The organism is Psychrobacillus vulpis, from assembly GCF_006861825.1.
GTDB classification, from domain to species: domain Bacteria; phylum Bacillota; class Bacilli; order Bacillales_A; family Planococcaceae; genus Psychrobacillus; species Psychrobacillus vulpis.
Map to the genome: position 1 here is coordinate 20,962 of NZ_VDGI01000017.1, position 20,326 is coordinate 41,287.

Annotated in this window: 17 protein-coding genes; 2 read left to right on the forward strand and 15 right to left on the reverse strand. The window is 35.4% G+C overall.

The genetic code is table 11. The annotated features are described in order from the left end of the window. Positions 1 to 117: 117 nt before the first annotated feature. Positions 118 to 1,419 carry an amino acid permease gene (locus tag FG384_RS14465; RefSeq protein WP_240793442.1) on the forward strand — a complete coding sequence of 434 codons (1,302 nt, stop codon included), beginning with the start codon at positions 118 to 120 and terminating at the stop codon, positions 1,417 to 1,419. 138 nt (positions 1,420 to 1,557) lie between these two features. Here FG384_RS14465 and FG384_RS14470 read toward each other — a convergent pair whose 3' ends face one another. From FG384_RS14470 to FG384_RS14505, 8 genes are all read right to left on the reverse strand, one after another. Beyond that, on the reverse strand, positions 1,558 to 3,534 hold the full coding sequence (locus FG384_RS14470; protein WP_142643320.1) for a S9 family peptidase: 1,977 nt from the start codon (positions 3,532 to 3,534) through the stop codon (positions 1,558 to 1,560). A 153-nt stretch (positions 3,535 to 3,687) separates the two neighbouring features. After that, positions 3,688 to 5,235: a fatty acid--CoA ligase family protein gene (locus FG384_RS14475; RefSeq protein WP_142643321.1), complete on the reverse strand. Its 1,548-nt coding sequence runs from the start codon at positions 5,233 to 5,235 to the stop codon at positions 3,688 to 3,690. Between the two features lie 191 nt (positions 5,236 to 5,426). Then, a complete protein-coding gene (locus tag FG384_RS14480) occupies positions 5,427 to 6,704 on the reverse strand; it encodes a M28 family metallopeptidase (RefSeq protein ID WP_142643322.1) in 1,278 nt (425 codons plus the stop codon). 116 nt (positions 6,705 to 6,820) lie between these two features. Beyond that, positions 6,821 to 8,758, reverse strand: coding sequence for an FtsX-like permease family protein (locus tag FG384_RS14485; RefSeq protein ID WP_142643323.1), 1,938 nt, complete (start codon positions 8,756 to 8,758; stop codon positions 6,821 to 6,823). Further along, on the reverse strand, positions 8,730 to 9,503 hold the full coding sequence (locus FG384_RS14490) for an ABC transporter ATP-binding protein (RefSeq protein ID WP_142643324.1): 774 nt from the start codon (positions 9,501 to 9,503) through the stop codon (positions 8,730 to 8,732). The genes FG384_RS14485 and FG384_RS14490 overlap by 29 nt, the downstream gene beginning before the upstream one ends. Further along, positions 9,427 to 10,509 (reverse strand): sensor histidine kinase, encoded by a 1,083-nt coding sequence (locus FG384_RS14495; protein WP_142643325.1) that lies wholly within the window; start codon positions 10,507 to 10,509, stop codon positions 9,427 to 9,429. Before FG384_RS14495 ends, FG384_RS14490 begins: the two co-directional genes overlap by 77 nt. A 1-nt stretch (position 10,510) precedes the next feature. After that, a complete protein-coding gene (locus tag FG384_RS14500) occupies positions 10,511 to 11,215 on the reverse strand; it encodes a response regulator transcription factor (RefSeq protein ID WP_142643326.1) in 705 nt (234 codons plus the stop codon). An 80-nt stretch (positions 11,216 to 11,295) separates the two neighbouring features. Next, a complete protein-coding gene (locus FG384_RS14505) occupies positions 11,296 to 12,288 on the reverse strand; it encodes a lipoate--protein ligase (RefSeq protein WP_142643327.1) in 993 nt (330 codons plus the stop codon). A 123-nt stretch (positions 12,289 to 12,411) separates the two neighbouring features. On the opposite strand from FG384_RS14505, the gene yhfH reads away from it, so the two are divergent. Continuing rightward, positions 12,412 to 12,537 carry a protein YhfH gene (gene yhfH / locus FG384_RS14510; RefSeq protein ID WP_142643328.1) on the forward strand — a complete coding sequence of 42 codons (126 nt, stop codon included), beginning with the start codon at positions 12,412 to 12,414 and terminating at the stop codon, positions 12,535 to 12,537. A gap of 175 nt (positions 12,538 to 12,712) precedes the next feature. Here yhfH and FG384_RS14515 read toward each other — a convergent pair whose 3' ends face one another. The 7 genes from FG384_RS14515 to hemH form a co-directional block, all read right to left on the reverse strand. Next, positions 12,713 to 14,902: a YhgE/Pip domain-containing protein gene (locus FG384_RS14515; protein WP_142643329.1), complete on the reverse strand. Its 2,190-nt coding sequence runs from the start codon at positions 14,900 to 14,902 to the stop codon at positions 12,713 to 12,715. Positions 14,903 to 14,969: 67 nt separating this feature from the next. Then, positions 14,970 to 15,539 (reverse strand): TetR/AcrR family transcriptional regulator, encoded by a 570-nt coding sequence (locus FG384_RS14520; RefSeq protein WP_142643330.1) that lies wholly within the window; start codon positions 15,537 to 15,539, stop codon positions 14,970 to 14,972. A 91-nt stretch (positions 15,540 to 15,630) separates the two neighbouring features. Further along, on the reverse strand, positions 15,631 to 16,098 hold the full coding sequence (locus tag FG384_RS14525; RefSeq protein ID WP_142643331.1) for a FixH family protein: 468 nt from the start codon (positions 16,096 to 16,098) through the stop codon (positions 15,631 to 15,633). Continuing rightward, positions 16,095 to 17,489: a sensor histidine kinase gene (locus FG384_RS14530; RefSeq protein WP_142643332.1), complete on the reverse strand. Its 1,395-nt coding sequence runs from the start codon at positions 17,487 to 17,489 to the stop codon at positions 16,095 to 16,097. The genes FG384_RS14525 and FG384_RS14530 overlap by 4 nt, the downstream gene beginning before the upstream one ends. Continuing rightward, positions 17,486 to 18,160, reverse strand: coding sequence for a response regulator transcription factor (locus FG384_RS14535; RefSeq protein ID WP_142643333.1), 675 nt, complete (start codon positions 18,158 to 18,160; stop codon positions 17,486 to 17,488). Before FG384_RS14535 ends, FG384_RS14530 begins: the two co-directional genes overlap by 4 nt. After that, complete coding sequence (locus FG384_RS14540) at positions 18,157 to 19,101, reverse strand: YncE family protein (protein WP_142643334.1); 945 nt, start codon at positions 19,099 to 19,101, stop codon at positions 18,157 to 18,159. Before FG384_RS14540 ends, FG384_RS14535 begins: the two co-directional genes overlap by 4 nt. 291 nt (positions 19,102 to 19,392) lie before the next feature. Beyond that, the gene (hemH, locus tag FG384_RS14545; protein WP_142643384.1) at positions 19,393 to 20,325 is read right to left on the reverse strand and encodes a ferrochelatase; all 933 of its coding nucleotides are present in this window, start codon (positions 20,323 to 20,325) and stop codon (positions 19,393 to 19,395) included. Position 20,326: the final 1 nt, after the last annotated feature.

A 20,326-nucleotide genomic window follows, 5' to 3' on the forward strand; every position in this document is an offset into this window, starting at 1 on the left:
ACTTTATTGTGTTAAATTGTTATATAACAAAAATTATTTATTACCAAAGGAGTGACACAAACATTGGGTGGAAATCAGCAATTACAACGTGGACTAGAACAACGGCATATCACCCTAATGTCTTTAGGAGCTGCAATAGGAGTCGGATTATTTTTAGGGTCCGCTACAGCTATAAGACTAGCAGGACCTGCAATTCTTATTTCATACATACTTGGAGGACTTGCAATATTAATCATTATGCGTGCACTTGGTGAAATGGCAGTACACAATCCGGTTGCTGGGTCATTCAGTAGATACGCTAAGGATTATTTAGGGCCTCTTGCAGGTTATATAACAGGATGGAATTATTGGTTTTTATGGGTTGTTACATGTATGGCGGAGATTACAGCTGTAGGAGTTTATATGCAAATGTGGTATCCAGATACACCAAGTTGGATATGGGCATTAGCAGCACTTGTTATAATGACATTAGTAAATTTAATCGCCGTGAAAGCGTATGGTGAGTTTGAATTTTGGTTTGCACTTATTAAAATTGTCGCTATTTTAGCAATGATATTCGTTGGGTTAGGAGTCATTCTTTTTGGTTTAGGGAATGGTGGTGTTTCAATAGGCATAAGTAATTTATGGGCGAACGGCGGCTTTGCACCAAATGGAGTAACAGGTATTTTGATGTCTTTACAAATGGTGATGTTTGCTTATTTAGGTGTTGAAATGATTGGTGTTACCGCTGGAGAAGCGAAAAATCCAAAAACGGTTATCCCTCGTGCAATTGATACTGTCTTTTGGCGTATTTTACTCTTTTACGTTGGTGCTTTATTTGTCATCATGTCTATATATCCATGGAATGAAATTGGCAACAATGGTAGCCCTTTCGTTTTAATGTTTGAGAAAATTGGAATTGGACCTGCTGCTGGCATTATTAATTTCGTTGTTTTAACAGCTGCATTATCAAGCTGTAATAGTGGAATTTTTAGCACTGGACGTATGTTATTTAATTTAGCTGAACAAAGGCAAGCGTCTGCTTCCTTTAAGAAGATTAGCAGAACCGGTGTGCCTTCGAAAGCAATCTTATTTTCTGCATTATTATTACTTGTAGGGGTAATACTGAATTATCTTGTTCCTGAAAAAGTGTTTATATGGGTAACAAGTATTTCAACCTTCGGAGCAGTTTGGACTTGGGGCATTATTTTATTATCTCAATTAAAGTTCCGTAAAACGCTATCTAAGGGTGAGGTTTCAAGGTTAACGTATAAAGCTCTACTTTATCCATTTGGTTCTTACTTGGCACTTGCTTTTTTAGTGTTAGTATTAGGGCTCATGGCATACTTCCCAGATACACGTATTGCTTTAATTGTAGGGCCCATTTGGATCATTGGATTAGTGTTTGTCTATTATAAAAAAGGTTTCGATAAACGTTGATCTTTTTGAGGGATTGAGCGATTTCTCGTGATCATTGAGCGATTATCTGCAAAGATTGAGCTATTCCAGCGCATCATTGAGCGATTCACCAATAAAGCCCTTCATTTCAACTTAGAAATGAAGGGCTTTTCTTTATACTTAAATATATTTCTCGAACCATCCTACAATTTGGTCCAGTCGAGTTAACCGCAAGTTAGGTAAACCAGTACGCGATAGATTGTGATCGGCCTCTGGGAAACGAACAAAACTCGTTTCTTTCCCTAGTGCTTTTAATGAAATATATAGCTGTTGCGCTTGTTCAATTGGGCAACGATAGTCATTTTCACTATGCAAAATAAGTAAAGGCGTTTCCACATTTGCCACATATTTTAGCGGTGAATGATTCCATAGTTTATCGATATCCGTCATATCTGCTCCAATTTGCCATTCACTGAAGTAATAACCAATATCGGATACACCATAAAAACTAATCCAGTTCGAAATAGATCGTTGTGTAACTGCAGCCTTAAAGCGATTCGTATGGCCAACGATCCAATTCGTCATAAATCCACCATAGCTTCCTCCAGTTACTCCAAGTCTACTTTCATCGATCCAGTCGTTTTCTTTTAATACATAATCTAGACCAGACATAATATCCTCATAGTCTCCGCCACCATAATCACCACGAACTGCATCGACAAATAGTTGACTATAACTATGACTTCCACGTGGATTCACATATAACACACCATATCCTTTTGCAGCTAATAACTGCATCTCATGGAAAAATGTATTTGTATACATTGCATGGGGTCCTCCATGTATTTCGACAATCAGAGGATACTTCTCCCCTTTCTTATATCCTGCAGGTTTCATCAACCATCCATGGACATCCCAATCTTTTGCACCTTTATAAACGATTGCTTCTGGTTCGACAAGTTCTACTTTATCTAAAAATGACTCATTAAATTGTGTTAGAGTTGTTCTTTCACCAGTCGCCAAATTTTGCTTAAATAATTCCCCGGGAAATATTGCGTTACTAATTGTCGCAAGTGCGAACGTACCAGTTGCATCTATATCATATCCATAAACATGCTCGTTTTCGCCCGTAGCAGGGTACAATTCACCTTCTAATGAAGCGAAATAAAGGCGAACATCCCCCATTGTAGATACTTGGAAGTACAAATGATTATCATTCGTCCATACTACGTCTGGTGCAATAGCACCTTGTTGAAAATCTGCTACTGAGAAATCTCCGATTGGTGCATCGATACCTTCCGTTAATACTTGTCGAATGCCTGTATTCATTTCATACACATAAACTTCAGAATGTGTTGCATTTTGAAAATTCCGAGGCATGCCCACAAATGCAATATACTGATCGTCTTTAGAAAAGGCAGCTCCACCAAAATAACCATCTTCATCGATAATAACTGTTTCTTCCTTTGTAACCACATCGACTAAATACATTGGTTGACGGAATGAAAAGTCTTGATTTTGGTCACGATTTACTCCGAAGACTAGCTTCTTTCCATCATGAGATACAGCGTGTAGATTATATTGAAAATTTCCTTCTGTAAATTGGGTCAACTGCTCCGAAGCTAAATCAATAAACCCAATTTGTTTGTACACATCTTTTGGAAGTAAACCGACACCATCCGAATGATATTTCATTTTATCTACAGCATAGGCTTCAGGTAGTTTATTTTCTTCCTTTTCTAGTTCATCTGTCCAAGCTTTACCTTCCTTTAGAGACGCAGTGAACCATACTCTTTCTCCACATGGAGACCATAAGTAGGAGGACACACCTTTCTCCAAATTAGTATATTTTTTTGCCTCTCCTCCGCTAGCAGGAAGAATATACAATTGATTTGTTTCTTCTCGGTTGGATAGAAAAGCAATATATTTTCCGTCTTTAGACCATTGTGGAGAAGAGATTCTTTCCTTTTTATATGTCCATTGGGTAATCTCCTCTGTTTCCAAATCCACATGATATAAATATGCATAGTATTTATTGTCTTTTTCATCCATTTGGGTTCGAATAAACACTGCTTCTTTTCCATTTGGCGCAAAAACAGGGTTTGTTATAGAATGCAGTTTAAATAAGTCGGTAGTTTCTAATTTTCTTTTAGACATTCATAAATTCCTCTCTTTCAAAAAGACTCTATAATTATTTCGACATGCGAAATCTTTTTCCTTCTTTGAACATAAAAACGACTACAAAGTCCTTAAACTTTATTCATTGAAGTAAAAAAGCTGCTCCCTTTTATTAAAAGGAGCAGCACTACTTTAAACAGTCTGTTTTTTTAGAGAACGACGTAATATTTTCCCTGTCGTATTTTTAGGGAGTTCCTCTAAAAATTCAAAACGCTTTGGAACTTTATATTTTGCTAGCTTTTCTGAACAGTAATCATGAAGCTGAGCTTCCGTTAGTGAAGGATCTTTTTTCACTACAAATGCCAATACTTCCTCTCCGAAGGTTGGATCTGGGACTCCAACTACAGCTGCTTCGACTATGCTTGGATGCCCAAATAATACTTCCTCTACTTCACGTGGATACACATTGTAACCTCCAACGATAATCATGTCTTTCTTACGATCAACAATATAGAAGTAGCCTTCCTCATCTTGTCTTGCAAGGTCCCCAGTATACAACCAGCCGTTACGGATAGCGTATTCCGTTTCCTCTGGCATTTTATAATACCCCTTCATCACATTAGGACCTCGAACAACTAATTCCCCAACCTTTCCAATCGGAACCTCTTCCCCTAGCTCGTTGACAACTTTATTTTCCACGTTCACAATGTTCGTTCCAATGGAACCTGGTTTACGATCACGATCTAGTGGGTTAAAGCATGTAACTGGAGATGCTTCCGATAATCCATATCCTTCTGAAATACGTACTTTAAATTTCTCTTCAAAATTATGAAGTAATGCCACTGGCAATGAAGAGCCACCTGAAATCGCTAAACGAAGTGTTGAGAAGTCTTCTACATTTCCATTTGGATATTGATATAAAAAGTTATACATTGTCGGTACACCAGCAAATACTGTAGCTTTATGTTCTTTCGCAATGTCAAAAACATCTTGTGGACTAAATCTAGGAACTAGTAATAATGTTGCCCCAACTAATAAAGGAGCGTTGACAACTACAGTAAGTGCAAATACATGAAATACTGGTAAAGCAGTAATGACACGATCATTAGTATTAATACTCAAATACTCCGCAACGTCACGTGCATTAGAATAAATATTACTATATGTAAGCATCGCGCCTTTTGGCTGACCAGTTGTCCCAGATGTGTACAAAATTACTGCATTATCATCTTCTGAAACTTCCACAGGTGCAGAATCTGGTGAAGTATCAGAAAGTAATAATGTAAACGATTTCACTTTTGTTTTTAAAGCATCAGGCAATGCACGTAATTTATCTGCTGTATCAGGTTGAGTTTCACAAATGATATAATTTTCGACAGATGTAAACACCCCTGCTGCCTTTTCTACTAATGGGAGTAATGCATCTAACGCAATAATTGCTTTCGCATCACTATTTTTTACTATATAACTTATCTCATCTGGTGTATAAATTGGATTGATTGGAACTGCGGTTGCCCCTAAACGCATAGTTGCATATAAAGAAATTAGAAAATGTGGAGAATTTCCAAGTAAAAATCCTACATGGTCGCCCTTTTCAATTCCAATTGATTTCAGTGCAGTTGCGAATTTTTCTACCGATTGTTCAAATTCTGCATAACTCGTATCTTTCCCCATAAAATGATACGCTACTTTTTCTGGATGCTCCCTAGCAATTTGCTGAACACGTGAAACTAAACTCATATTCTCGTCTCCCATCCCTAATTTGAATGAATATTCATTCATTACCCCTAATTTATTATATAAGAAAAGTTTTGATAATTCAATAAAAACAAAATATTGATAATCTATCACCAAAAGTTACTAGAAAGAAAACCTTCCAAGCAGACAATCAATTCCTCCCTTATTATTGCTCTTAATTAAGTAGAGATATACTATCTATTAATCTTTTCAAATTTAATATTATGATTTTCTAATACAAAATTTTGTACAATTTCTATAGCATCTTTAAGAGGTTTGCTATCGGTATATTCAATATTATCCTCAGGTGTATGAATTTTATCAAATCTTTCTTGGGAAATAGTTATAGCTTGATAATTAGACCTCATAAAAGGTACGTGATCACTATAAGAAGTAGCCACTTTCTCAATATGTTCATTACTAGTTATGTTCATCTCTTTGGCAATTGCAGTAAGTTTTTCACTCAAAAGATTACTTGCGGGCTCTTCCCCGAAAAAGGTAATTTCCCCACCATCTTTCACACCTATACAATCTAAATTGATATTTAAAATAGACTGATATTGAGAAGAGATTTCTTCAACAAATTCTGTACTTCCTACTAAACCACTTTCTTCAGCATTAAATGCAACAAAAATAATATCAGATGCAAATGCTTGTTTCTTCGAATCGTCTTTTAAAATAGATGCTAAATTCATTAACGCAGTTATTCCTGTCGCGTTATCCACACTTCCTAAGAAAGTAGTGTCTCCAGCAGTACCCATATGGTCGAAATGAGCAGAAATTACAATCGCTTGTTTCTTATTGCTTCTACTACTTGAAATTTTCCCAACTACATTATGCGCAGTAATTTGTTCAAACGGGCCCGAATAATTGAGCTCAATATTTTTAATCTTTTCTTCATTGGATTTTAAATAAGTATAGAATGAATCTGTTATTTGAAATACAGAACCTCCAAGAACAGCATGCATGGAGGTTTTGCGAAATGTCTCTGTTCTAACAAATTGTATTGCAACATTTTCACTTTCATCCTGCAGCTCATCTGTTATGAGAATCTTTCCTTTACTTTCAGAAAAACTTATTGGTAATTCTAAGTTGACATCGAAATCCGTATATTTTTCCATCCAATCAGTACCATAGGAGAAATCTTTCTTTTGTCCGTCTTGAAGGTTGACGACCAGATGGCTTTGTATTTTTACAGGATTGAAAAAATACATTTCAAATGGCATTAAGTAATCTTTCTTTTTTACTGGCACTAGCTCCAATTGTTTAAATTGTTTTGCTATTTCATCTCTCGCGAGGTTATTTCCTTTCGTTCCAGTTTGTCTCCCTTGAAATTTTTCAGATGACCAATACGAAATCTCTTCCTTTAACTTTTCCTCTGACAAATTATTTATAATTGTTTTGTTACATCCACTTAATAAGACTAGTATGAAAACAATAAAGAGCAACGATCGGTGTTTAGAATGTTTCATTTGTATAACCTCCCTCCCCTAGTGTTTATATACTTTATGATATTTCAAAAAAATAAATACAAATTTGCTTTTGTCTATATCGAATAAATTTAAATACAAAAAAGCACCATGATTTCTCATGATGCTTGTATATGTGCAATATATCTCCAACGAATTAGATAAAAGTAAGAAACTTGAATAACCGTGAATGCTATTAAAACAAGTAACATTTCCATAGCAATAGAAACGGCTGCTAAATCCACCCATACAGCTTGTAAGAAAATAAATGAAAATGTACTATGCACCATGGCAAGTCCCCAAGGTAAAAAGAATTGGGGAATCAACTGTCGATTGACTATTTTCACAAGTTCTTGATCTGTTACACCCATTCTTCGAAGAACGTCATACTGTTTTTTGTCACGTTCTAAATCGGTATATAGCTTGAAGTAAACGAAGCTTCCTGCAGCTAGCAATAGAACTGCAGCAACGAGCAATCCAGTAAAGAGCAACAAAGAGAATGTAGCACGAATAATGGAATAGTTTAATCCTGGATTAACAAAATAAAACGGATTGGGATTTATATTAGAGGTACCCATTGTGTTAATCATTATCTTGTCCAAGTCTACCCCTACATCTTTTGTTCGTAACCATTCTGGAACATGAAATGCATAAAACGTTGAAGTTGATTCTTTTAATCCATAACCAAATAAAGGTTCAGTCACTAATCGATAATCTTCGTCGTTTATAATAATCGTTCTATTTTTAATCCCTAACGACGGAAATACGAAATGTTTATATTGCCCAACAATTTGAATAGGTACACTACTTTCTTCCAATACCGTTTGTTCTTCTTGTTGACTTAGCGTTCTAAAATCTTCTTGTGTACTCGGTACTAGTATTGCTTCTCCTTGCTCCAAATCTATAAGTGGAGTTTTTAAAGGAATAGCTAAACTATTGAATTCAGATTCTTTAATTAAATTTACTACTTCTTGTGAACTGGAGGACGTCTGCTTTTTCACTTGAAACTTGATCAGCTCATAGGATAAATTTTCTCTTTGCAATTCATGAGATAGCTGCATGATATGTGCTTCCTCAAATGGATTATCCCATTCACTCGAATAAAAAATACTGACTGGGTTTAATTCTCGATATTGCGAAGTAAACGAAGTAAAGGACGTGACAACTCCTACGGACAAAAATGCAAGCGTCGACACAATCGTGACAACAAAGAACATACGTGCATTTTCTCTTACCTTAATAGAACCTTCTGCAAATGCTAATAAACGGAATGGATGCCAATACAGATTTTTTCGTTTTCGAATCTGACTTATTAGAAATAATATGCTATCTGAAAAAAAGAAGTATGTACCTATAGTTGCTAATAAAATTATAATGAAAGTAAGAAAGACGTTTATTTGGATTAGCGAAATCAATACCAAACTATAAGCTGTGAAAAGTAAAACTATACCTAAAATTGCTTTCCAACGAATATATTCGACTTGTCCATTATGCTTCCAATAACCTTTTAATAATTGGACAATTTCATTTTTTCGAATGAAAACAACACTACTAATGGAGATAATAATAAATAATGTTAAAAAAACAACAATCGTTAAAGCAAATGGCTTCCATGATAAATAAAGTGGCAAATTGTCCAACAAAAATAATTCTCGAATGACCATAAAGAAAAACTTAGAGAATGCAAACCCCCAAAAAATACCTACTGTAATCGATATGGCTCCAATAATCATCGTCTCTAAAAAAATCAATCGATTTAACTGCGTCTTTTCCATTCCTAAATTTAATAGCAAACCAAACTCTTTAGATCTTGCTTGTAAAAAAGCACTCATGGAATAGAATAAAAAAAACAAAGTAAAAATGATAAGAATAATTTCAGCAATTAGCATCCCGCCAAATGCAATATCTCTTAAAAATTGATCTTCGATATTAGGGTGAAACATTAACATCGAATATACAAAGAAAACCATCACAGAAAAAATACTCGCCATAAAAAATGCAGCGTATACTCTACTATTTCGAATTACATTATGATAAGCGAATTGTTGAAAGGTCATTTACGTTTCCACCTAATAAAGACAATACATTTAAGATACGTTGAAAAAATGTTTGTCTTCGATCATCTTTATAAATTTCATTAAAAAATTCACCATCTTTTATAAAGAGCACTCGATCACAGTAACTCGCTGCAATTGGATCATGTGTTACCATAATAATGGTTGTTTGGCTGACTTGATTCACTCGCGTCAATATTTCTAGTACATCTTTTGCTGCTTTTGAATCCAAATTTCCAGTTGGTTCATCTGCAAGTATAATAGCTGGTTCATGTATTAAAGCACGACCAATTGCTGTTCTTTGTGCTTGCCCACCTGAAATTTCGGAAGGCCTTTTTTCCAAAATAGCTGTCAAATCCAAATGCTCTGCAATTTCCCTCACCTTTTCTTTCATTAATTCCACTGGTTGCCCATCAAGGGTTAGAGGTAGCACCATGTTTTCTTCAACTGTTAATGCAGGGAGCAAATTGAAATCTTGAAAAACAAAACCAAGCTGTCTTCTTCTAAAAAGGGATAAATCATTTTTGGCAAGGTGAAGAGGATTCGTCCCATTAATAAGTATATCTCCAGAGGTCGGAATATCGATTGTAGAAATAATATTTAGTAATGTCGTTTTCCCACTACCAGATGGGCCCATTACTGCTATAAACTCTCCTTTTTCAACTTCCAAACTAAGTTGATTTATTGCAAGATGAGCTACCTTCCCCTCGTATACTTTCGTCACTTCTTCGAGTACTAATATCGACATCTTGATCACTCCGTTCTTCCTGTTCTTGCTGTTTAAATATAATGGAGACAGTCGTTCCTTCTCCGGTTTTAGAGTTTATCCTCATTTCGTGTCCTAAGCGATTGCAGATTTCTTGAGCTAAGTACAATCCCATACCAGTGGATTCACCTGTTTTTCTACCATTTTCTCCAGTGAAAAATGCTTTTGTCACTCTTTTTAAATCCGAAGCAGGAATTCCAATTCCTTCATCTCGTACAGAAAAAACGGCAACATCATCATGTATATTTGTTTCAAAAAACACCTTTTTATTTTCCTCAAAAGTATACTTCACTGCATTAGTTAAAAATTGTGCAATGACAAAACGGATCCATTTTGTATCAGTTGTAATAATACAGTTTTCTTCAATTGAAATAACAGGGAACACATGACTCCCTATAAATAAGCGCTTATTTGAAGTGACAACTTCTCTCACTAGTTGCTTTAAATTTACTTGTTCTATTTGCATATCCTCTTCGAATGTATCAAGTCTAGCATTCATTAATACAGCATCTAGACCTCTTTTTAATCGATCCATTTCCTCAGACACACTTCTAGAGTCAACATACTCATGTTCTTGTGTCATTAGCTCTATAACGGAAATGGGGGTTTTCATCTGGTGAACCCAACTGTTCATGAATTGTAAATGTCTGTTTTGCCTTGCATACAGTAATTGCACTTCTTTCTGATACAGTCGGTAAATATGTTGTAAATACGTTTCTACTTGTTTAATCTCTGGGGACTGTGCTTCTCGTTGTAAAACTACTTCTATTTTTGTTGGTACAGAAAGAATTTTTTTATAAAATGAAAATTTTTGTACAAATACTGCCCCTAAAAAAGTAACCGTTAATATACTACTAATAACGATTGAATAAATTGCTGTATCTACGTTTCGAAAACCATCTAGCCAATATAAGAGCATAATAAACATAACTAATATTATGTGAAAGATAAGAAAGATTAAATGTTCTCGTATAAACAATCGGAACATATTAAGATTCCTCCGAACTTAATATCAAACGATAGCCCGCTCCTCGGACAGTTTCAATCGTAGAAGTAACATTGTAATCTGCAAGTTTTTTTCGAACGCGGGTCATATTTACATTTAACGTATTTTCATCTACAAATGACTGATCATCCCAAAGATCTTCAAGCAACTGCTCTCTAGATACAAGCTTTGGGTGATTTCTCATAAGAAGTTCTAAAATAGTACACTCTTTCTTTTGTAAAGGTATTTCCTCAGAAGGTGTGTGCAATTCCATTCTTTCTAAAAATAACTGCAGCTTCCCAACTTTTACTATACGTTCTTCTTGTTTTGCTGCATATTCACCATAAGTTCTTCTCAAATGACTTCTTATTTTCGCAAGGACGATTTCATAATGAAAAGGTTTCGTAATAAAATCATCCCCACCATTTTCTAAAGCAAAAACTTGATCCATCTCACCAGATCTAGCAGAAACAAAAATAATTGGGCAAGTCGTATGTTGGCGAAGCTGACGGCACCAATAATAGCCATCGTACGATGGTAAATTTACATCTAATAATACTAAATGAGGGTCAAAAGCTTGGAACTCCTCTATAATGTTTTCGAAATCTTGAATAGTATGCACTTCATAATGATATTTACGTAAAGTATCTGCAAGTAATGCAGCAATTTTCCGATCATCTTCTACTACTAAAACACGATGTACCGTCACTTGAATCCTCCTCAACAAACAATCTCTCTCTATCATAACAAAAAAAAGAGCCTAACATACGTTAGACTCTACATTGTATCTTAATAAATAAGTTGTACTAATTCCTCTTTACTAATACCACCAAAATATTTTGGTACATCAATTAGCTCAAGTGCTTCATCAATTGCTTGTTTACTATACGGAATTCCAGTTAATAATTTTTCTACTTCATCCATATCGCCTACACCAAAGAAATCACCATAAATTTTTACTTCTTCGATAATCCCTTTATTTACTTCTAATCGTACATCCACCCCACCTGTTGGGAATCGATGTGAATGCTTCATATTAAATTTAGGGGATTTTCCATAGTTCCAATCCCATTGTTGATAGCGTTCTTTCGAAAGCGCATGGATGTTAGCCCAATCTTCTTCCGTAAGCTCCCAATATTGAATATTTTCTGATCCACCGAATATCGAAGATAGGATTTCAGAACGAAATTGTTCAATCGTCATTGGTTCTTTTAATAGTTCCGCGATGTTTGTCACACGGCTTCGAATGGATTTAATACCTTTAGATTCAATTTTTTCTTTACTAACTTTTAAAGCAGAAACGACCGCATCAATCTCTGTATCAAACATCAAAGTCCCGTGGCTAAACATTCTTCCCTTAGTAGAAAATTGTGCATTTCCAGAGATTTTTTTACCTTCAGCTAAAATATCATTTCGCCCAGACAACTCAGCATTTACGCCCATTTTATGTAAAGCGTCCACAACTGGTTGCGTGAACTTTTTAAAATTACGGAAGCTGTCGCCATCATCTTTCGTTAAAAAACTAAAATTCAAGTTCCCTAAATCATGGTAAACAGCTCCACCACCAGAAAGTCTACGCACCGGAATAATACCGTTCTTTTCCACAAACTCTGTATTAATTTCTTCTATTGTATTTTGGTTTCTTCCAATAATAATAGAAGGTTCATTTATGTAAAACAAAAGAAAAGAATCTTTATCTACATCCATTGTTTTTAAAGCATACTCTTCAATTGCAAGGTTAATACGTGGATCTGTTATACCTTTGTTATCTATAAAATACATCATCATCTCTCCTTTATTTATATTTTAACCGAAAGATCCGTTAATGTGTTGACAAACGTTTTTGTGTTATATTACAATCTAAATAACTTAAACAGTTATATAACAGATGGAGGTGGAACAACTATGTTAGAAAACGTAATTGAATTTTTCCGTAACCTACCAAAGAAAAAATGCGATAAATGTGGTGAACCGATAGAAGAGCAACATGAGTGCTATGGAAATCACTGTGATAAATGCAACACCCTATAATTTGAAAAATTAAGCCAGCCGGATTATCCCCTTCCAGCTGGCTTTTTTTAATTTCTTCTTTAAAACGTTCTCTATTGAAAGTAGAAATAACTTAGCAAAACAAATTTTCTCACGAACAATAATTTAAACAAATAAAAACGCCTATCTCTAGATTTCAAGAGATAGACGTTTTCGATTATGCTTCGGCTGTTTGTCTAGAATAGCGTTTTTTGAACACTAACATGAAATAGCCAAATGTTAATGCTAAACATACGACCATAAACCCAATTAGTACACCACTGCTAAACCAGAAATGACTCATATCTCCTGTCGAGATAGCCGCTTTAAAGCTTTGAACTGAATAAGTCATCGGTAAAAACTTATTGAATATTTGTAATGGCTGAGGAATCATTTCTAATGGGAATGTTCCTGCACTTGTAGTTAATTGAAGAATTAACACAAGTATCGCTACAAATCGTCCAGAATCACTTAAAACGGAAACAAATAATTGGATCATCGCTAAGAATGTAAAGCTTGTAATAATCGCAGTAAGTATGAACATACCCACGTTTTGTGTCTCTAATTTTAGGGCGAATAATGCTATTGCCACTACAATTAGGGACTGTATTATTCCAACAACCGCTAGTACTGTTACTTTACTTGTAAACCATGAAGCTCCATTTGTCGGCTTAATAGCTGGTTGTACGAATGGGAATACGATTGAAATTAGTAATGCCCCAACAAATAAACCGAGTGACAAGAAATAAGGAGTAAATCCTGTACCGTAGTTTGGTACTGCATTGACTTCTTCCACTTTCACATCTACAGGAGAAGCGACCATATCATAAGTTGAATCATTTGCGCTAACTTCTCCAACTTCGTCACTTGCACCTTGTAAACTAGATTGCAGTGTATTTGTTCCATCAGCTAATTCTTTCGTTCCGTCTGCTAGTTTTGTAGATCCTTCTGCAAGCTCTCCAGAACTGTCTGCAAGTGTTCCTGTTCCTTCTTGAAGTTTCGTTGAACCAATTGCTAGCTGATCTAAACCACTAACTAGGTTGGAGGAACCCGAATATGCTTTTTGAACTCCAGTAGTAAATTCTTTCATTTTTTCAGCTATTGTATTTGTTCCTACTGCCAAATTTGAAGTTCCTTCTACTAATTTTGCTGATGATTCATTTAGTTTGGCAACGCCTTGACCAGCTTGTGTATACGCACCACTTAATTGCGTTGCTCCATTGTGCACCTGAGTTGTACCATTTGATAATGCAGTTGTTCCATCAGCTAGTTTTTCCAGACCAGCTGTTACAGTTGAACTTCCAGACTCTAATTGTTTAAGAGATTCTTTTAATGCTGTAGCCTGCTCAGCTGGAAGTGTAGCACTTATTTGTTCTAACTGCCCTGAAAGTGCTTGAATACCCGCTGTTACCTTCGATGAACCTTGTGTCAATTGGTTAGTACTTTCATTCAATGTAGTAGAGCTACTTTGTAGTTTTGCTAAGGATGTTAATAACTCTTTTTCTTTTTCGCTTAGTAATTGGTAACTTTCATTCAGCTTAGCAACTCCAGCAGTATACTCCGTAATTCCATTTTGTAATGCTTCTGCACCTGTTGCTGTTTTCACTGTACCGTCCTTTAATTGGATGGAACCATCAGATAATTGAGAAAGTCCTTCGTTTAATTGCTTAGAACCATTTGCAGCTGATTGTATTCCTTCTGCAACTGTACTAGTTCCATCACGAAGCTCAATTGTACTACTTGCTAACTGTTCTAAATAACCTTTTAAGTCACTTGCTCCATTATTAATTTCCGAAGCACCATCTTTTAATTTACCAGCACCTTCTGATGCCTCAGTAAAACCATCACCAAGTTTTGTAATCGAAGAGAAAAGCTGCTCTGCGTAAGTAGAAGAAACTTCTTTATTCACTTCCGCACGAATTTGATTCATAGCCGATTCTCCAATTTGAGATGAAAGGAAGTTATACCCTTCATTCGCTTTATACGTAATAACCATTTTTTGAGGTGTCTCATCTAGTAATGTTGTTGCATGCTGAGAAAAATTTTCAGGAATTTCAATTAATAAATAATAATCTTCGTCTAATAAACCTTGTTCTGCCTCTTCTTTTGAAACCGACTGGAAATTGAACTCCTTACTATCAATTAAATTATCAGTCAAGTCATCACCAGCAACAAGTTTTTCACCATTAATTTCGGCACCTTCGTCAGAGTTAACGATTGCTACCGGTAAATCTTTTAAATTTGCATATGGATCCCAAAAAGCCCACAAAAACATCCCCGCGTACAAGACAGGAATAAATAAAACCGCAATTATTGGAACCAATAGTTTTCGATTCGAAAAAATCGCTTTCCATTCTGCTTTTATCATAATATACCCTCCTAGAACTTTGTGACCAAAATGTCCAAATGGTCATTTTACTTCAAAAAAATGAGTCTCAAATTAAGAGACTACGGAAAATAGTATCTTGAATAATATGTGAAATCTCCTCTTCTGACAGTGATTGGTCATGTGTTATGTTCCAATCATTTACAAAAGCTAAATAAGCCTTCAACAATAAATATGCTACCAACTCACTATTTACTTGTCGAATTTCACCTTTTTCAATATACTTGTCAATCTTTACTTTCACAAATGAGACTATTGCATACTCCACTTGTTTTAAAACTTGTTGAACAGTGGGAGTTCTCAAATCTTTTTCCTCATCTACAATTTTTGCAAACAACTGATGAGTTTCACGAAACTCCAACATTTTCATCAGCGCAAGATGTGCGTTTTCTTGGAATGTACGATCCTCTTTTATCACATTTGTTGCTTCCTGCTTCATTTCGGCAATCATTCGCAGGACAATCTCTTGAAAAAGGACTTCCTTATTTTCAAAAAATGTATAAATAGTACCCTTTCCAACATTTGCTATTTTTGCTATTTGATCCATTGTAGTAGCCTTATATCCGAAAAGCGAAAAAGATCTCGTTGCAGCTGTTATGATTTCCTGCTTACGGTCCATTTGTTTTCTCTCCTAACAAAAATGACTAGAAAACCATTTCGGTCATCTAGTCATTATATTACTCCGATCTTATATACATTGCAAGCTTTTTTTAATGTTTATGCCCTTCACCCATTGAATTATCACTATCATCAGGCATTACTTTGCTCATATCAGGATTTCCTACTTTTAATTCTTGCTTTGGCATTACATGTAGCCCACGTGCTGTTGTATGAGCAAACATGTAGTAAATCCCGTCATGATCAAATGTATAGTTCACTTCATAGACTCCATCTTTCGTTAACTTTCCATCTAACATTGTACCGTGTTCACGCATACCTGATTCCCATACTTCGAATTCTACTTTATCTGCATCATCCACTACTTTGTCGCCTTGTGTTACTTTTGCAGAAAGCTTAATATCTTCTCCTACTGGTAATGTCTCAGGCGTTTGAATAACTACAACAATCTCTTCCAGTGTCCCCTCATTGTGTGAACCTCCATTAGTTGTTGCCTCGTTATTGGAACAACCTACTAATGCTAATGTTGTTAATGCAATCACAGTCAATACTTTTTTCATAAGAATGTATCCTCCCAAATTGGTAACGTTAAGTACACAGTAGTTCCTTTTCCTATTTCACTTGTAAATGCTAGCTTTCCTCTTTGTACGGTAACTAATTGTAAAGCTATTGATAGACCTAATCCAGTTCCACCATCAAAACGACTTCTTGCTTTATTTACTCTATAAAAACGTTCTGTAATATGCGGCAGATGTTCAGCTTCCATTCCACAGCCTTCATCTTTAATCTTTATAGTCGTATCTTTTTTTGTCGTTTCATTTTCAATCCGAATAGTAGACTGATTTGGAGAATATCGGATAGCATTTTCCAAAATGTTTATAAAAATTTGTTTTGTCTTTTGTTCATCTGCCGAAAGTATTGTTTCTTCGTCTAATTTCACTTTAAATGTGATTTCTTTTTCATCTGCAATTGGTTTAACAAGCTGAAGTACTTCTCGTATAGCTTCTGCTAATATAATTGGACCAATTTCTACCTCATCTACATTTTCTGATCTAGCAACAGTAAGTAAATCATTCGTTAACTTTTGCATTCGATTCGCTTCACGTACGATGAGAGTATAAATTTCTGCCTTCTTCTCTTCTTGTATAAGATGTTGTTCGAATGCTTCACCGTACCCTTTAATATAACTAATTGGGGTTCTTAGTTCATGCGATACAACAGAAAGGAAGTCTCGCTTTTTTTTATCTTCTTCTTGGATCGATGCTGCCATTTTGTTAAAGGTGAGCGCCAGTTCCCCAACTTCATCCTGAGATTTCACTTCCACTCGAGTACTGTAATTTCCAGCAGCCATCGAAATGGAAGCTTCTTTCAGTTTGGCTAATGGGGTCAAAACCTTTTGCAAACTTTTGAAGCTAATATATGCCATTGCAATTAATAATAATGAAACACTAATAACTAAAAAAAGTATATCTTTAGAAGCCAATTCCGTAATTTTAGTTAGTGGTACATATACATAAATGATTCCTTCTAATCGATTTTCATCAACAAGTGGGAAAATAACAGAAACTACATCACGATCAAATCTACTTTCAAAGCCACGCTTTGTAACAGAGTTTCCGGCAATTAGCTCTGCTCGCTCTTCCGCCCCTATTAAGCTGTCATAATCTATTTCAAAAGGCAAACAAGCACTTAGTTCTCGTGGATTTCGAACAGTGAAAACTTCAATGTTAGAAAACCGATTAAATTCCTCTGTTTGTTTAATAAAGTCGTCTGTTACAACTCCACCCTTATATGTACTTTGAAGATTTTTTGCAACTTCTTTCATAGAATTCTCCGTGTCCTGTACATAAAGTTCTTCATATAAGAAATTAGTAAATATGACTAAAAAAACAATGGTAGTTGCGATAAACACAAGTAAAAGCATCCAAATCTTAAAGGATAACTTTTTCATCCATTTACCTCAAAACGATAGCCTATTCCCCAAACAGTTTCGATGTATTTCGAAGCAACCTTCCCTAATTTTAAACGCAATGTTTTAATATGCGTATCTACTGTTCGAGTCCCACCTTCATAGCCTATTCCCCAAAGCAGTTCTAGTAGTTGATCCCGAGAAAAGACCTTTCCTTCGTTCTCCATAAAAAGAAGCATGAGTTCATATTCTTTTAATGTAAGAACAAGCTTTCTATCTTCACTTTTTACTTGTCTTGCGACTGTGTCAATTTCAATTATCCCTTTGGTTAAGACGTCGCTATTTGTTGAAATTCCAGTTCTTCTTAGAAGTGCATTGATTCTCGCAGTTAGTTCTATTGCAGTAAAAGGTTTTACAATGTAATCGTCCCCGCCAAGCTCAAGGCCTTTTACTAAATCACTTTTTGCATCGAGCGCAGTTAAGAAAATAATGGGTACCTGCGAAAATCTTCTAATTTCTTTGCACACAGTAAAACCATCTTTTTTTGGCATCATAACGTCCAAAAGAACAAGATCTATATCCCTTTTTTGAACAATTTGAATTGCATCATCCCCATCTTCTGCCTGAACTACTTGAAGTCCATCTTTTTGCAAATGCATTTCGATTAATCTTCGCATATCCCGTTCATCATCTACTACTAATATAGTCGTCATTTGCTCACCTCCCTTGTAACTAGCTGAAATGGACCCTTTCCAACTTTAAGTTTTTCTATTATTTTTCCATTTTGTAAAAAGTATACTTGATGATCATCATATCCTGCGACAACGATGCAATCTTCAAAAGCTTTAATCGAAAAAGGATTCGCACCAACTTTAATAGACGAAAGGAGCTCTCCATCCTTTGAAAACTCAGATACATTGTTACTACCATGACTAACAGTAAAAATATTTCCATCGGAAGTATCTGTGAAATCTATTGGCATCATTGGTGCTTCTATTTCACCTTGCAGTTCACCACTAACCAAATTATACTTTCGAATGACCTTGTTTGGCTGACTACCTGCACCGTGTCCACCAAGCCATAGCTCATCTCCATTCAAATAAAGACCATGGGAAGAGGTTGGTATATTCCATGTTCGATCTAATTTTAAATCTCCTAATGAAAAAACAGACATAAGCGTATCTTTGAAATTTACAACGTACAAATACTGTTCATCTGCAATCATGGACATTGGATATCTTCCTGCATCGGCTTTCGCAATTTCATTTCCCTTTATATCAAATGAAGTAACAGTATTCTCTTTTCCATTTGCTACATAAATAGTATCTTCTACTGCATATGCAAACGTAGTTCCTTCATGAACTGGAAATGAAGTGATTTTTTTACCTGTAGATAACTGGATGAGTTCTGCTCTATCTAAAGAGTAGCCATAGAGAAAAATATAATCATTTAAAACAAGTGTGAAGCCCGTGTATGCGGCATCCAATTTCCATGTCTCGATTACTTCTTGATCTTTTGATATAAAATCAATAGATGAATCTAATGTGTTTAAACTCGCAACAAAATCAGTGGACGAATCAATGGAATTATATGAGTTATCTGAACAAGCTACAAGAATCCAGCTTAAAAATAATAAGTCTAATATTTTTCTCAAAAATTCGCCCTCCTTTCTTCCTATTCTATCGAAGATGTGTGAAAAAAGTTTGAAATACAAACGAAAGATTTTTTACGTTTAAAAACAGATTCTCGTGGACACTCATCTGTATTTGAGAGTTGTCAGCTGAGCGATGGAGCCTCGACGTAAAAACACTTGTAGAAAATTATCCAAATGTACAATATTTTATAATTTCCTAAAGCGTAAAAAAATTGTCCCAAAAGCCAATATTACATCGACTTTTAAGACAACTTACTGAAAATTAATATTAGATTACTGTCTCAATGATGATTAAGCACGAAGTTGTTTTAATACTACATCTGCCATTGCATCGATGAATAAAGCTTGATCATTAGGCATTGCTGGTCGAATATATGTAGCACCGATTTCATCACAAACAACTTTACATTCATAGTCGTTATCGTAAAGTACTTCTAAGTGTTCTGCAACGAAACCAACTGGAGTGTAAACAAAAGTTGTAAATCCTTTTTCTTCATGCAATTCACGTGTTAAATCTTGTACGTCTGGACCAATCCAAGGTTCTGGTGTTTGTCCCGCACTTTGCCATCCAACTGCATAGTTCTTCACACTTGAAGCTTTTGCGATTAAATCTGCAGTTTCGTTCAATTGGTCTGCGTATGGGTCACCCATCGCAAGAATTTTTTCTGGTAAAGAATGTGCTGAAACGATTAAACAAGCTTTGTCACGTTGCTCTTCCTTCAATGAAGCAAATGCTTCACTTACTTTCTCGCTCCAATATTGGATAAACTTCGGTTCGTCATACCAGCTTTCTACTGAAGTAATTTTTAGGTTACCAAGTTTCTCTGCTTCTTCTTTAATACGACCGTTATACGATTTAATAGAGAACGTTGAGAAGTGAGGCGCTAACACAATAGAAACGGCTTCTGTAATTCCATCCTTATGCATTTGTTCCACAGCATCTTCCAAGAAAGGTTCAATATGCTTTAAACCAATGTACACTTTGAATTCAATTTCATCTTGCACTTCATTCAATCGTTTACACAGACCTTCTGCTTGGTTTTGCGTAATTTTCGCTAACGGAGAAATTCCTCCAATAGCTTTATAACGATTTGTTAAATCTTCTAACGCTTCCTCGCTTGGTTTACGACCATGTCTAATATGCGTATAGTAGCGTTCAATATCTGCTTCTTCGTATGGTGTCCCATATGCCATTACTAATAGTCCCATTGTTTTTTTCATGATT

Excerpts from the sequence above, each read along its gene's own strand:
- FG384_RS14465 (WP_240793442.1), top strand. The coding sequence starts at position 118 with ATGTCTTTAGGAGCTGCAATAGGAGTCGGATTATTTTTAGGGTCCGCT.
- FG384_RS14470 (WP_142643320.1), bottom strand. The coding sequence starts at position 3,534 with ATGTCTAAAAGAAAATTAGAAACTACCGACTTATTTAAACTGCATTCT.
- FG384_RS14475 (WP_142643321.1), bottom strand. The coding sequence starts at position 5,235 with ATGAGTTTAGTTTCACGTGTTCAGCAAATTGCTAGGGAGCATCCAGAA.
- FG384_RS14480 (WP_142643322.1), bottom strand. The coding sequence starts at position 6,704 with ATGAAACATTCTAAACACCGATCGTTGCTCTTTATTGTTTTCATACTA.
- FG384_RS14485 (WP_142643323.1), bottom strand. The coding sequence starts at position 8,758 with ATGACCTTTCAACAATTCGCTTATCATAATGTAATTCGAAATAGTAGA.
- FG384_RS14490 (WP_142643324.1), bottom strand. The coding sequence starts at position 9,503 with ATGTCGATATTAGTACTCGAAGAAGTGACGAAAGTATACGAGGGGAAG.
- FG384_RS14495 (WP_142643325.1), bottom strand. The coding sequence starts at position 10,509 with ATGTTCCGATTGTTTATACGAGAACATTTAATCTTTCTTATCTTTCAC.
- FG384_RS14505 (WP_142643327.1), bottom strand. The coding sequence starts at position 12,288 with ATGTATTTTATAGATAACAAAGGTATAACAGATCCACGTATTAACCTT.
- yhfH (WP_142643328.1), top strand. The coding sequence starts at position 12,412 with ATGTTAGAAAACGTAATTGAATTTTTCCGTAACCTACCAAAGAAAAAA.
- FG384_RS14515 (WP_142643329.1), bottom strand. The coding sequence starts at position 14,902 with ATGATAAAAGCAGAATGGAAAGCGATTTTTTCGAATCGAAAACTATTG.
- FG384_RS14520 (WP_142643330.1), bottom strand. The coding sequence starts at position 15,539 with ATGGACCGTAAGCAGGAAATCATAACAGCTGCAACGAGATCTTTTTCG.
- FG384_RS14525 (WP_142643331.1), bottom strand. The coding sequence starts at position 16,098 with ATGAAAAAAGTATTGACTGTGATTGCATTAACAACATTAGCATTAGTA.
- FG384_RS14530 (WP_142643332.1), bottom strand. The coding sequence starts at position 17,489 with ATGAAAAAGTTATCCTTTAAGATTTGGATGCTTTTACTTGTGTTTATC.
- FG384_RS14535 (WP_142643333.1), bottom strand. The coding sequence starts at position 18,160 with ATGACGACTATATTAGTAGTAGATGATGAACGGGATATGCGAAGATTA.